This is a genomic window from Amycolatopsis jejuensis (assembly GCF_000717335.1).
GTDB classification, from domain to species: Bacteria; Actinomycetota; Actinomycetes; order Mycobacteriales; family Pseudonocardiaceae; genus Amycolatopsis; species Amycolatopsis jejuensis.
The window spans coordinates 295,359-307,517 of sequence record NZ_JNYZ01000010.1; the positions used below are offsets into that span (position 1 = coordinate 295,359).

Genomic DNA, 12,159 nt, shown 5'->3' on the forward strand with positions numbered 1-12,159 from the left:
TGGTCACCTCCCGGTCACGAGCTGTTGCATGGAAACGACCAGCGGCGGTCCGGAACCGACGCACACACCGCCACCCGGACCGGCCGGAGTGGTCTGCGTCAAGACTGGCGAGCCATCGGCGAGCAGTGACGAGACATTCGTCCACTGCACCTTCGCGCACGGCGGAGTGAAGGTACAGCCGCCGACAATGAGCTGGTCCTTCGAGGTGAGCACCGGCATCCCGTTCACCAGCGCCGCGGGCGGACCGGCCGGTACCGCGGTGACCTTGCCGCCGTGCGGGCAGGTCATCGACATTCCACTGTGGAGCAAGAAGCCCGGCATGCCCATCCCCTACTTCGGAACGACGAAAGTGCCGTTGTTGATCACGACGGAGGTCCCGGTGAGCCGGATCGACGCCAGCCCCGGCCCGCAGGACAGCTCGATACCGGTCTCGTTCATCTTCACGTACGGTCCCGACGGGCCCTGGATCTGCAGCTGGATCCCGCCGGTCGGACCGGGTTGTTGGGTGATCAGCAGGTAGTTCTGCGGCGGCGCACCCACCGTGGTCAACGGGGTGCCGATCACCACCTGCGGCACGCCCGGCAGGATGCTGGACGAGATCGGCGGCCCCTCCGCGGCGACGTCACGCCGGAACCCGGTCCACACTGCCCGGCCGAGATCGCCGTCCTGGAACTCGATCCACACGCCGGACCCGATCAGCGGTACCACGTTCATTCCCGGCGCCGCCATGCTCGCCCGCGCCCAGATGGCGTTGTCCCCCAGTACATCGCCCACGCGCACCAGCAACCGGTCGAGGCCCAATGGGTCCACATTGGACACAACCTCGCCCTGATAGGTGCCGTCGAACCGATCCGTCATACGCTCACCTGCTGAGAGAAGGGGACGAAACCGTCCCTGGTCAGTCCGAAACTCTGCTTGTATTCACCACGTTTGATCTCATGCGTGACCCGGTTGACGTAATAGAGCCCGTCGTACGCCGGCCCGGCGCCACGCACCCCGACGAGCGACCGGGCTTGTAGGACGTGGCCGTACCGCAGCACGTCGAGTTTTCCCTGTCCGGACACCGCATCCGCGGCTTTCGTGGTTTGGCTCAGGCCGCGGAGCAAAACGTCCGAGACCGACAGCCCGGTCAAATTGGGTAATGGCTGCTCGCTCAGGGCCACCGCGGGACGCGCGGCGAGCGGAGGCCGGAGCAGCGCAATATCCGGGACCGGGATGGAAACCCCGAGCTTCGTGACCGGCTCGGTGAGGCGCATCGTGTACTGCTTCCGCGACATCCCGTCGAAGCTGAACGAAAGGGATTCCACATTGGTCACCGGCCCGGAATCGACAGTGAGCGCCGGTTGCACGACACCCGCCCGCACCTCCGGACCCCAATACGCGGTGCTCACCCCCGGCCGCGGTCCAGGGATCAGATAGAAGGAATAGCCGGCGTCACGGGCAAGGTACCGCAGATAGGCGAGGTCCGACCCCGCCTGGCCGGAGATTTTCTCCTGCGGCAGCTCGGGTTCCCAGAACAGCACGGGAACCGGCGCCGGGATGATCCCGTACATCGCATACTTGGCAAGGATCTTCAGCACCCGGACGTGCAGCGGCATCCCGGGGAAGACCTCCCGCTCGTGTCGCAGGTCCATCAGCGCGGTGAGATCCTCGCCGGTCACTGTGAGCGTCGACTCGCCCGGTCCGGAGCCCGGGCTCATCTCGTGCCGGGTAATCACGCCGTCCATCAGCACCTCGGACGAACCGCCGACGATCGCGGACAGCACCACCCGCGCGGGCGGATCGAGCAGCCCGGACGGCAGCAACGTCCGGGTGAGCACCGATTTCTTGCTCACCGCGAACGTCAGCTGAAAGCCACTGCGCTCCCCCGCGGCAGACGTGACCTGCACCGACTGCAGGGCGTCGACGAGCTCGCGCGGGACCGGCGCGGCCAGTACGCGGCCGATCATCAGCTGAAGCCGGAAACTCTTACCCACCAGCGGTTCCTCCCGCCGGAATACCAGGCGGCAACGTGATCCGCAGGCGTCGGCCGGGTTCCGCGGTGAGCTCATCCGGGTCCATCGCCCGGTTTGCGTCCGCGATTCGCCAATACTGCTCGGCGTCGCCGAAGACCTCGCCGGCAATGCGGTCGAGCCGATCGCCGGGCGCCACCACGCGTTCGCCGATTTGCGCGAGCTGTTCGGGATGCGGCAGGAACCGCCGCCGGACGTAGGTGACCTTGCGCCCGTCGGGAAGGTCGTGGACCGCGGTGGGCAGGCCGTAGTAGCGGCTCGTGGCGGAGAACATCGTCCACCTCCTATACGGTCGGCACGCCGACGTCGGTGATCGGACGGTTCACGGTGTCGGCAAACCGTTCCTTCTGCTGGAGATGCGTGAGGTAGAGCGCTCCGCCCTTGGCGCGGGCGCCCGGATCACCGGGATGCGGGTAGCCGAGATCGTCCACAGTGAGCACTCGAACGGACACGCTGACCTTCGCCCGGATCGGATTCAGTGCGGCGTCGAAGGCTTCCTCCGTGACGCTGAAATCGGTGATCCGCACCGGCAGTACCCGTTTCGGACCCAGCACGAGTACGGTCAGCGGCGCTTCCACCGGCACGATTTCGAGTTGTCCTTGACCGGCTTGCGAATCCTCGTCACGCAACTGCTGGTAGGTCGGAGACAGGCTTTTCTCGAGCAGGCACAGCACCGGAAACAGGCCATCGGGGAATTTCGACGGTGCATCCGTCGCGTCGAATTCCGCGTCGAACCGGTAGGTTTCGTGCGCTGGTCCCTTGAGCCGCAACGCTTCCAGCCGGTCACCCGGCTCGGCACCGATTCCCTGCATTTGCACGGTGCGGGTGAGCGTATCGGGGTTGTACTGGAACGGAATGGTCTTGCCCGGCCGCCCGCTGTCCGGGTCCACCAGCACGAACCCGCCCCGGACGGGATTGAGGCTCCGTGGAAAGGTGGTCATCGTCGTGGTCCTCCCGAGTGAACGCCGTGATGGCAGAGTGCCGTCAGGGCGTCACCGAGGCGTCACCGATCCCGTGATGAATGGACCGGGCAATAGCCTCGGCAATCGCAGGTACCGAAAAAGAGTCCAGCTCCGGCCCCACGACCTTGCGCCGCCGGAGTTCCCGCCAGCTCGATTCCCCGGTGACCAGACTCGACAACGCCGCCTCCACCGCGTCGCGAAGGGCGCGGGCCTGCCCCGGTGACAGATCCACCCCGTCGAGCACGATCCGGTCGATCCTGATTTCGATCACCGGAAATCCCGCTCCGGCACCGGAAGTTCGAGTTTCCGGAATTCGGTCCGCGCCGCGTCCAGCACAGTCTGCATCGTGATCCCGGTCCCCGCCGCGGCCGCGAGGTAAGCCGCGTTCACTGCGATGTTCCTGGTCATCCCACCACTGACCGGTAGCTGCGCAAGCCGCTCGAAATCCAGGTCGGCGCACGGCGCCCGCGTCGGAAAAGCCTTCTGCCACATCAGCTTGCGCTCAGCAGGTCCGGGGAAAGTGAACTCGACCACGAACCGCAGCCGACGCAGGAACGCAGTGTCCAAAGCAGACCGCATGTTGGTGGCCAGAATCGCCAGCCCGCGATGGGATTCCATGCGCTGCAACAGATAGTCGACCTCGATGTTCGCGTACCGGTCGTGCGCATCACGGACTTCGCTGCGCTTGCCGAACATCGACTCCGCTTCGTCGAAGAACAGAATCGCACCCTCGGCCGCGTCGAACAGCTGGCGCAGATTCTTCTCGGTCTCGCCGATGTATTTGCTGACCACTGTGGACAGATCAATCCGGAACAGGTCCAGCGACAACGCATTCGCCAGCACCTCGGCCGCCATCGTCTTACCGGTGCCGCTAGGGCCACAGAACAGCACGCTCAGCCCGTGCCCGCCGAATCCCCACGTGTCCTGCACGGTCGTCCGAAGCCGTACCTGGTCCGCAATCTCCGCGAGCAGCCGCCGGGCAGGCGACGGCAGCACGAGATCGTCCCAGCCGACCTTCGGTTCGAGCCGCTGCGCAAGCCCCGCCAGCCGAGGCCGCGTCCGGACCCGGCATTCGTGCCACACCTTCGCCGGGTCGGCGCCCGCGACCACCGCGACCTCCGCGATCGCGGACAGGTCGAGCGCGAACTGCGCGGCCAGCGCGTCGACGACCGTCTGGTCCACGCCGAGCACCTCACGCCAAGCAAGCGCCCGCTCCTTCGAAGTCGGCGGACCGACCTCGACCGGACGGCGTCCCGGCCGCGGCTCCCGCGCCGCCAGCACCACCGGCCCGGTGATCCGGTCGGCAAAGCGATCGGCCTGGCTTTCCTCGTCGGCATCGAGGTACAACGCCAGCGGCAGCAAGGCGGCCTCGCGCTGCCACAGCCGGGCCAGTTCGTCCAGCTCAGCCGGTTGCGCGGGCAGTGCCGACAGCCGGTACGCCACCCGCCCCGACGCCGCTGCCGCCTGCGCCGTGACCAGTCGCTTGGCTGACTCGTCGGGCCCGGTCAGCAGCACCGGCCGCGGCCACTGGCTCGCGACCTCCTCCGCCGCCCGCCGCTGCGACTCCGCCACCTCCCCCGTCGGCAACGACGTGACCAGCGGGTTCAGCCGGTCATCGAGACAGGTCAGGCCCTTCAGGTAATGCACCACCCGCTCGTCGGCCCGCAGCGGCGCGGACACCCCGCCCACGCCCTCGACCAACCGCCAGTACCGCAACCCACCCTGTGGCGACACCGCTTCCCAGGCCGGATCCGGCAAAACGCTGAGCGCCAAGCCGAACGTCGGATACGTCATCTGCGCATTGCCGTGCGCCTCGGCACAAAGCCGGGCAATCGACGGGTCCAGTTCAACCGACGCACACAACAGCAAGGCGTCCCGTTCGAAGGGCGACAACCCGAGCCGCGTCGCCAGCACCGCCAGCTCAGGCGGGTCCGGCGGATGCGGCGCGGGGTGACCACGCAGCGTCTCGCGTACCCATTCCAGCGACGCAGCCAACGCCTCGGTCACGTGATCGTCACCGTCTGTGCGGGGTCGAACCCAGGCTTGTCCCCACTCCGGTCGACCAGCCGACTGTCCACTCCCCCGACACGCAGTCGGGCGAGATGCGTACCAGGCGGCGCGTCGGGCACGTCGAACGTCAGTTTCGTGCCGGTCGCGTGGCTCGCGCGCCGCTCCGGAATCGCGCGGGACCCGAGCACCAGCAGCACCGGCTGCCCGGCTCGCACCGGCGGACGGCACGTGAGCTGGACAACCGCATTCGACCCGGTCCGCCGCACGGTCATCGGCATCTTGCTGGTGATCTGCGGCCCGATGGCCAGCGGAACCTCGTTCGTCACCGTCTCGTCGACCGCCACCACGGACACCGACCACAGCCCGGCCAGGTACGAGCCGGTCAGCTGGAGCCGCACCTCGGTCTCGCTGACCGGCTCGGCGGCGACGGTGACCGGCGCCGCCAGCAGCGGATGCGCGAGCCGGATGTCGCGCGCCTTCGCCAGATTCGCACCGCGCAGGATGACCCGTTCACCGACCCGAGCCGCTTGTCCGTCGACCGGCACCGCCGCGGCCAGCTCCGGAAACGGCGACTCGACACTCCCGAACGCCTCGGGACCACGGTCCTGCGCGCCCCGGCGCAACACCGGAACGGGTGTCCGCGGCGGCCGTCGGCTGTCGATGAGCACCGGCCCGGCTTCGAACGCGACGGTGAGCCGGTAGCTGGTCTGAAACGCCGACCACAGCGAGTGAATGTCTTTCTCCCCCAACGGTTGCCAGGTGAGCCGGACGAGTTCGGACTGCTCCGACACGTCACTGCGCGACGGCACCTGCCGCAGCCGATCGCGGCTGAGCAACGGATGTTCGTGCAACGTCCGCATCGCGGCGCCGAGCATCCGGTGCGCGGTGATGTCGTGTCCGCCGGGCACGTACGCGGTGACCAGGTACCGCAGGACGAGCGGCAGCTGCGGATCGCCGTGTTCGCCGGGCCGCAGCCACGCCGGGTCCTCGTTGCGCAGTCCCGCATCGACGCCGACCTGGTACAGGAACAGGTTGAGCTGCGGGTCGCCGCTCGGCCCCGGCGTGTCCTGCGGCGGCCGTGCCTCGACCTTCGCCCCGCTCTCGACCTCCCGCGTCCCTTCCGAGATCAGCTGGACCAGCGCCTCGGTCACCGCTTCGATGGCGTGGGCGTCACTCATCTCCGCTCCCGCAGGTAGTCGTCCAGGCTGAGCAAGGGTTTCCGCTTCGGCGCCGGACGCGGCTCCGGCGCGGTCCGGGCTTTGATCTCGACCCGTCCGATGCTGATGTGCACGTCCGGAGGCGGTGCCGGTTTGTCCCGGCGGGTCACTACCGGTGGCACCGGCATTTCACGCTGCTCGGTGTGCTCGACGGGATACGCCGTCACCGTCGTCGTGTTTTCCGTTACCACCGTTGAATTGTCTGCCGGCGCTTTGAGCTCCGTCGGGACCGGCGCCGTCACGACGTCCTGCCGGTGGGTTTCCGCACGCACCTCGCGGTCGAAGATTGTCTCGGTAGCGTGGTCCATTGTGGACTCGACGATGACCCGCTCTGCCTCGGTCCGGAGTTCCGTGTTGATCTCCCGGGCCACAGTGGACAGCCGCTCGGTGTCCACTCGCGACACCGGATCCGTCGGGTGCTCCACCACCGGCGGCGGTGCCGCGGGGATTTCCACCGGCCTCGACGTCGTAAAGGTCCCCATCGGCAACGGGCTCTCCACCGGGGTGACCGGCTCGAACAAGGTCGGCACCATCGGCCGGATCGGGGGCGCATCGCCATGGCCGAGCAGCCGGTCCACGAAATCGTTCATGCCGTTTTCCCTGCCAGTTCCAGGTAGTACCGCCGTCGCGCCGGGCTCACCGCGAGCACGTCCGCCTCCGCCCAGCCGTACGCCGTCGCCAGCGCATGGACGTCGTACAACAGCCGCCGCGCGTGGGTCTCCAGCTCCGTCCACAGGTACCTCGCGATGTCGAACGGCGACGTCCACCGATGTCCGCACGAAGCGCAATCGAGATCGATCCGGACGTCCGCCTGAGGGTCGCAAGTGGACAGTGCCACTGCCGGAACCTCACCTTCTGGTGACGGCGCCGAAACCACACACCGTGCCAGTAATTCCCGCCGAGTGCGCACTTCCAGCAGATCCCGACTCGTCACCGGACGCACCTCGTAACCGGCCGTCGTCGCAGTTCCACCGGACGCGCGTAAATCGTCACCGGTCAATTCGAGTTCGAGATCCTCCCCGCACGCCGGGCACGTGACCAGGCACGGGTAAGTGGTACCGAAACACCGTTCCCGCAACGCCAGCAGGAATTCGTCCCGGCGGCCGAGCGCGAGATCGGCGACCGACGCCGGTTCCGCACCACCCGCGACGGCCAACGCGAGCGCCCGCCGTACCCCGGCGAACCCCAACGCCGCTTCCCACGCGGCCAGCAGCACGGCTTCCGGGAACGCCGCCATCACGTCACGCCGGGTCCTCGAAGGACACGTCCTTCGGCTCGGTCACCTCCTCGGCCACCCACCCCTCGTTCTCGACCTTGAGGTGCTGCACGGCGACCGCGTTCGCATTGGCGTCCAAATCGGACACCGGCTGCCACTCGGACACCCAGCAGTTGAAAACCTGGTAGGACAACACCTTCTGGCCGCCCTCGTCGAACACGTCGACGATGAGGTCGCGGCGGAAGTCCTTGAGCGAGGTCTCCAGGCCCTGCCCGGCATTGGCGAAACTCCACACGCGATTCGCCCATTGCTCGAAGACTTTGTCCGCGGTCACGCCACGCTCGAGCGTGATCGCGTCGTACTCGGTGCGACCGGGCAGTTTGAAACTGGTCGCCGGATCGCCGCCGGAACGGTGCTTGATCACCTCGGTGGTCCGTTTGAACCCGGTGATCTTGCTGACGCCGAGCATGTAGTCGCCGCCGCTGAACTTGACCCGGAACCGGAAGTTCTTGTACGGGTCGCGCCGTTTCGTCTTGCTGTCGGACATGACGGTCTGCCTCCTGCTAAACCTGGATCTGGCCGGCGAGCTGCTGGATGTGGATGAGCACGAACTCGGCGGGCTTCAGCGGGGCGAACCCGACCAGTACGTTCACGATCCCACGGTCGATGTCGTTCTGCGGGTTGTTCGTCGCGTCGCATTTCACCAGGTAAGCGTCCTTCGGAGTGCGGCCCTGGAAAGCACCCTGCCGGAACAGCGTGTTCATGAACGCACCCACGTTGAGCCGGATCGACGACCACAACGGCTCGTCATTCGGTTCGAACACGACCCATTGCGTACCGCGGTAAAGGCTTTCCTCGACGTACAGCGCAAGCCGCCGCACCGGCAGGTATTTCCATTGGTTCGCAAGAATGTCCGCGCCGCGTTGCGTCCGCGCACCCCACACCACATTCCCGACTGACGGCAACCCGCGCAAGCAGTTGACGCCGAGTGGGTTGAGCACGCCATTCTGCCGATCGGTGAGCTGCACGGAAAGCGCACTGACGCCATTGAGCGTCGCCTCGGTTCCGGCCGGCGCCTTCCAAACGCCACGCTGGACATCCGTACGTGCCCACGTTCCGGCGATCACCCCGCACGGCGGGAATTCCCGGACCGCGTTCTCCTGATGGGGGTCCGGCTGCTTCACCCGCGGGAAATACAATGCCGCGTTGCGCGCGGAATCCGTGTTCAGTACGAATCCGGACGCCTTTACCGCCGTCGCAACGGCATTGGGCGCCTGCCAGTTCGGGTCCGGGTCCACGATGAGCATTGCCCGGCGTTCCACGCACAATTCGAGCGCGGCGGACAGGATGTTCGCCGTACCACCGATCAGCCCCGGCTCGCCGGGAAGGCACAGCATGTTGAAGATGTCGGTCTTCAAGAGCGCGTACAGCCCGGTCTGGGCGGCACGGTCACCGAGGTAGTCCTCGCTTCTCGGCGCGGGACCGTCCGCGCCTTGCGCCGCCGCGGTGTACCAGACGTCTTTCTTGTCGTCCGGGAACGGGTCCTGCCCTTCGGCCAAACCGGTGGAAGAATGCGCGGTCGGGCGCTTTTCGCCGTTCTCGATCTTTCCGATCAGCCGTGACGAAGCGAGGACGTTTTTCAGCGCACGCGAGCTCGTCACGTCGCTGCTCACATTGAGGTAATGCTCGGTGGCATTCCGGGCCGAGTCGCGAATGGTGAGGTTGTACAGCTTGCCGTCCGGATCGGGGGCAGTTTCGTAATCGACACGGGCGCGCAGGGTTCCGTTCGCCCACGTTCCCGGACCGGTCGCGTACAGGGTCGGTCCGTTCGGCAGGGCAATCGACGCGGGCGCGGCCTTGGGCGGCGCAGCTTCCTCAGCGTCCCCGGCATTCCCAGCCTCACCGGCATTCCCGGCGTCCCTGGCGTCGGCGGGCGCCGGAGCTGGCGGTGAAGTCCCCACCACCCGCACGATTTCCGCTTCACTGCCGCCATTCTGGTAGAACTGGTAGACCGCGTAGCTGAGCGCGCTCCCCGCGTCCAGGCCGCCGAACTCCTGCTCGTAGTCCTCCCAGCTCGTGATGTGCACGGCCTGGTCGGCCGCCCCGCGCGGGGCGGTGCCGAGGAAAGCCGCAATCGAGGTGGGCACCCCGGTGATGGTGCGAACCGCGCTCGGCAGCTCGTCGATGTAGACACCCGGAAAGGTGGGCGTGATGGGCATGGCCGTCTCCCTCCGCGGCCGCTCGGCCGTGGTCCGTGAGCGTGCACTGGTTCCGTCACCGCGGCGTCACGTCGCCGTCTGCGGGGCCGATCCGGCGGAGCCAGCGGGCTACCGAAGCAAGCACTTGGTCGTGCGTGGTGAGCACCACCGACGTCACCGCGGCGGTACGCACGTCGGTGGTGGTCGTGATGCGGACCCGCAGCAGTCCGTCAGGAGTCCGCCACGCCCGAAGGACGTGCAACGCGACCTGCTCCGGGTCCGCACCTTCCATGTGGTGCAGTACAACGGTTTCCCGTCACCGCGCCGTCACCCGAGCAGGGCGCGTACCTCCGGGCCCGGCGACACCCCGAGCTCGGCCCGCAGCATTTCCGCCAGCGCACGATAAACCCGCACGGCCTCGCCGCGATTCCCTTCGAGCAAATGCACGCGGATCAGGCAGCGGTGCGCGCTTTCCCGCAACGGCTCACCTTCCACGGCGGTGAGTGCCGCGTCGACCGCCTCGGAAAACCGGCCCGCCTCCGCGAGCCGTTCGGCCAGGCATTCCAGGGCGTGCAAGCGAAGCTGCCGCCAGCGCTCGCGGTAGACGAACAGCCAATCGTCGTACCAATCCGGCAGCAGATCGGTGGCCAGCAGGCCGATCACCGGCTCGCTGTCCTCCGGCAATTCACCGCCGGAAGTGGTGAGCGAGCGCGCGAGGCTCACGGCGGCCCGCGCGTCGACGGCCACCGTATCGGCCAGCGAAAGCCAATCCGAAGCCGCACTCACCAGATCCCGATGCACCCGGCCGACCCGCCACAAGGTGGTCCGGAGGCTGGCCGCCCCGTGTTCTTCCGACGAATCGACCCACAACGCGTGCGCGACCTCGGCGCGGCGCACGGGTCTGTCGCGGAGCGCGAGATACGTCACCAATCGTTGTGCAGCACGGGAAATCGGCCGCTCACCCACTGCGAAGGTCGGCAGCAGCTGCACGACGAGCACCGATTCTACTTCTCCCACCGTTTTCATCTGTGAAACGACCATGCGAACCGAACACCCTCCCCCTCGATCTTCGACTATCGATGATCGTCATCGGCCCCCGGCCGCGCCATCCGTGCTACCACGTAACTTCAGCCCAGCAGCCGCTGCTCCCGCAGGAAGGCGAGGAACTGCAGGTACGTGCGATCGGTGAAGGCATTCGCCGGCCAGATCTCGTCACCCGGCCGCACCGCGGGGCCAGCCATTCGGCGGTACCGGGCATTGATCGCCTCGGACACGCGGATGAACACGCCCACGTCCCCCACCGATGCGATCCGCCGCGCCACCGGCACGCCCTGGGACTCCCCGGCGAGAAACCGGTCCAGCGTCGTGGCCGCGATCACCCGCGTCAGGTACCCGCCGAACTCTCGCCACGCCTGCTGCTCGACCGGCGTGTATCCAGTGAGGTTCCAGCCTGCCGGGTCGAGGATGCCGACCACGCTGCCGAACAGCTGCGCTACCGCGCCACCGATCCCGCGTCCGATCGCGCCTGCGGTCTGCGTGCCGGACGCGAGACCGGTCGCGACCGACTGGGTCCACGCGGCAATGGCCGGGGCAACTGTGTCCACCGCGCTGACCCCGTAACTGCCGGACACCCGCGCGCCCGCCTCGGCGCCGAGGCTGAACGCCGCCGCCACCCAGCCCTCCTCTCCCGAGAAGAGGCCGGTACTGACCGAAAATCCCACTCCCGCCAGTAGTTTCACCGCGACGTTAAGGCTCCCGCCCGCGTACGCGCCGGAGACGTTGCCCGCCTGCCCGAGCGGGCCGAGCCGGACCGCCACGACGACCGATTCACTGCCGCCCGCGGTCACCCCGAGGCCGAGTTCGGCGTAACCGATGATGTCGGTGGTGACCTCGCCGGATTCGAGGTTGACGAAGACCATCGTGTCCTGTCCGGCGCCCACCCCGACCCCCGCACCGGCGTTGCCCGACGCCCGCAGCCCCAGCGCCGTGCCCGTGACCGCCCACCCCAGCAGGTGAAGCACCGAGGTCAAGGTGGTGACCGCGGCGCGCGCGGCTTCGAACACCGGCCGGCCACGGAGATTCGTGACGACCACCTTCGAGTCGGCCTGTCGTGCGAGACCGGGGGCGCTGGCCCCGGCCACCGGCACGGGCCCGCCGGTGCCGCGGACCACCTCGGCCGCCGCCTCGTCCGCCGACCGGTCGAGCGAATGGCCGACGGCGAACCCGGGTGCGGCACCACCGCCGCGACGTTGCTGCACGACGTGCGCCAGCTCGTGCGCGAGCGTGTATCTGCCGGGTTCAGACTCCGGCCGGTATTCGCCAGGGTCGAAAACGATCTGCTCGCCGACGGTGTACGCCTTCGCCCCAAGCTGCGTCGCGGCCGGGTCCGAATGCACCCGTACCCGGCTGAAGTCCTGGCCGAACCGCTGTTCCATGAACTGCCGGACTTCCGGTTCGAGGGGATGCCCGCCCACCGGCTCGGGACCGGCGGGCACCGGCTCACCGGCCATCCGGATCCGCTCCACCTGCGACCCCTCCCGATCA

15 protein-coding genes are annotated in these 12,159 nt (G+C 67.9%); all 15 read right to left on the reverse strand.

Annotated features, from left to right (window positions below; translation table 11 throughout):
• Window positions 1-3 precede the first annotated feature (3 nt).
• On the reverse strand, window positions 4-321 hold the full coding sequence (locus OO71_RS15025; protein ID WP_033290348.1) for a hypothetical protein: 318 nt from the start codon (window positions 319-321) through the stop codon (window positions 4-6).
• 9 nt (window positions 322-330) lie between these two features.
• Window positions 331-858 carry a phage baseplate assembly protein V gene (locus OO71_RS15030; RefSeq protein ID WP_033290349.1) on the reverse strand — a complete coding sequence of 176 codons (528 nt, stop codon included), beginning with the start codon at window positions 856-858 and terminating at the stop codon, window positions 331-333.
• On the reverse strand, window positions 855-1,976 hold the full coding sequence (locus tag OO71_RS15035) for a hypothetical protein (protein WP_084144950.1): 1,122 nt from the start codon (window positions 1,974-1,976) through the stop codon (window positions 855-857). Before OO71_RS15035 ends, OO71_RS15030 begins: the two co-directional genes overlap by 4 nt.
• Window positions 1,969-2,286: a LysM peptidoglycan-binding domain-containing protein gene (locus OO71_RS15040; RefSeq protein ID WP_033290350.1), complete on the reverse strand. Its 318-nt coding sequence runs from the start codon at window positions 2,284-2,286 to the stop codon at window positions 1,969-1,971. The genes OO71_RS15035 and OO71_RS15040 overlap by 8 nt, the downstream gene beginning before the upstream one ends.
• 10 nt (window positions 2,287-2,296) lie before the next feature.
• On the reverse strand, window positions 2,297-2,953 hold the full coding sequence (locus OO71_RS15045; protein WP_033290351.1) for a hypothetical protein: 657 nt from the start codon (window positions 2,951-2,953) through the stop codon (window positions 2,297-2,299).
• A gap of 43 nt (window positions 2,954-2,996) precedes the next feature.
• Window positions 2,997-3,245: a hypothetical protein gene (locus OO71_RS15050; RefSeq protein WP_033290352.1), complete on the reverse strand. Its 249-nt coding sequence runs from the start codon at window positions 3,243-3,245 to the stop codon at window positions 2,997-2,999.
• Window positions 3,242-4,981 carry an ATP-binding protein gene (locus OO71_RS15055; protein WP_051791563.1) on the reverse strand — a complete coding sequence of 580 codons (1,740 nt, stop codon included), beginning with the start codon at window positions 4,979-4,981 and terminating at the stop codon, window positions 3,242-3,244. Before OO71_RS15055 ends, OO71_RS15050 begins: the two co-directional genes overlap by 4 nt.
• Window positions 4,978-6,162, reverse strand: coding sequence for a Pvc16 family protein (locus OO71_RS15060; RefSeq protein ID WP_033290353.1), 1,185 nt, complete (start codon window positions 6,160-6,162; stop codon window positions 4,978-4,980). The genes OO71_RS15055 and OO71_RS15060 overlap by 4 nt, the downstream gene beginning before the upstream one ends.
• Complete coding sequence (locus OO71_RS15065) at window positions 6,159-6,791, reverse strand: hypothetical protein (RefSeq protein WP_033290354.1); 633 nt, start codon at window positions 6,789-6,791, stop codon at window positions 6,159-6,161. The genes OO71_RS15060 and OO71_RS15065 overlap by 4 nt, the downstream gene beginning before the upstream one ends.
• Window positions 6,788-7,438: a phage baseplate protein gene (locus OO71_RS15070; protein WP_156096301.1), complete on the reverse strand. Its 651-nt coding sequence runs from the start codon at window positions 7,436-7,438 to the stop codon at window positions 6,788-6,790. Before OO71_RS15070 ends, OO71_RS15065 begins: the two co-directional genes overlap by 4 nt.
• 4 nt (window positions 7,439-7,442) lie before the next feature.
• A complete protein-coding gene (locus tag OO71_RS15075) occupies window positions 7,443-7,964 on the reverse strand; it encodes a phage tail protein (protein WP_033290355.1) in 522 nt (173 codons plus the stop codon).
• Window positions 7,965-7,980: 16 nt separating this feature from the next.
• On the reverse strand, window positions 7,981-9,636 hold the full coding sequence (locus tag OO71_RS15080; RefSeq protein ID WP_033290356.1) for a phage tail sheath family protein: 1,656 nt from the start codon (window positions 9,634-9,636) through the stop codon (window positions 7,981-7,983).
• A 55-nt stretch (window positions 9,637-9,691) separates the two neighbouring features.
• Window positions 9,692-9,907: a hypothetical protein gene (locus OO71_RS15085; RefSeq protein WP_033290357.1), complete on the reverse strand. Its 216-nt coding sequence runs from the start codon at window positions 9,905-9,907 to the stop codon at window positions 9,692-9,694.
• A gap of 35 nt (window positions 9,908-9,942) precedes the next feature.
• Entirely contained in the window at window positions 9,943-10,632 is a 690-nt protein-coding gene (locus tag OO71_RS15090; protein ID WP_162186073.1) for an AfsR/SARP family transcriptional regulator, read from the reverse strand.
• A 110-nt stretch (window positions 10,633-10,742) separates the two neighbouring features.
• Entirely contained in the window at window positions 10,743-12,140 is a 1,398-nt protein-coding gene (locus OO71_RS51615) for an eCIS core domain-containing protein (protein ID WP_051791566.1), read from the reverse strand.
• Window positions 12,141-12,159 lie beyond the last annotated feature (19 nt).

Bases quoted from the DNA above. Each gene is read 5' to 3' on its own strand.
- OO71_RS15025 (WP_033290348.1), bottom strand. From the start codon at position 321: ATGCCGGGCTTCTTGCTCCACAGTGGAATGTCGATGACCTGCCCGCAC.
- OO71_RS15075 (WP_033290355.1), bottom strand. From the start codon at position 7,964: ATGTCCGACAGCAAGACGAAACGGCGCGACCCGTACAAGAACTTCCGG.
- OO71_RS15085 (WP_033290357.1), bottom strand. From the start codon at position 9,907: ATGGAAGGTGCGGACCCGGAGCAGGTCGCGTTGCACGTCCTTCGGGCG.
- OO71_RS15030 (WP_033290349.1), bottom strand. From the start codon at position 858: ATGACGGATCGGTTCGACGGCACCTATCAGGGCGAGGTTGTGTCCAAT.
- OO71_RS15045 (WP_033290351.1), bottom strand. From the start codon at position 2,953: ATGACCACCTTTCCACGGAGCCTCAATCCCGTCCGGGGCGGGTTCGTG.
- OO71_RS15065 (WP_033290354.1), bottom strand. From the start codon at position 6,791: ATGAACGATTTCGTGGACCGGCTGCTCGGCCATGGCGATGCGCCCCCG.
- OO71_RS15080 (WP_033290356.1), bottom strand. From the start codon at position 9,636: ATGCCCATCACGCCCACCTTTCCGGGTGTCTACATCGACGAGCTGCCG.
- OO71_RS15070 (WP_156096301.1), bottom strand. From the start codon at position 7,438: ATGGCGGCGTTCCCGGAAGCCGTGCTGCTGGCCGCGTGGGAAGCGGCG.
- OO71_RS15040 (WP_033290350.1), bottom strand. From the start codon at position 2,286: ATGTTCTCCGCCACGAGCCGCTACTACGGCCTGCCCACCGCGGTCCAC.
- OO71_RS15060 (WP_033290353.1), bottom strand. From the start codon at position 6,162: ATGAGTGACGCCCACGCCATCGAAGCGGTGACCGAGGCGCTGGTCCAG.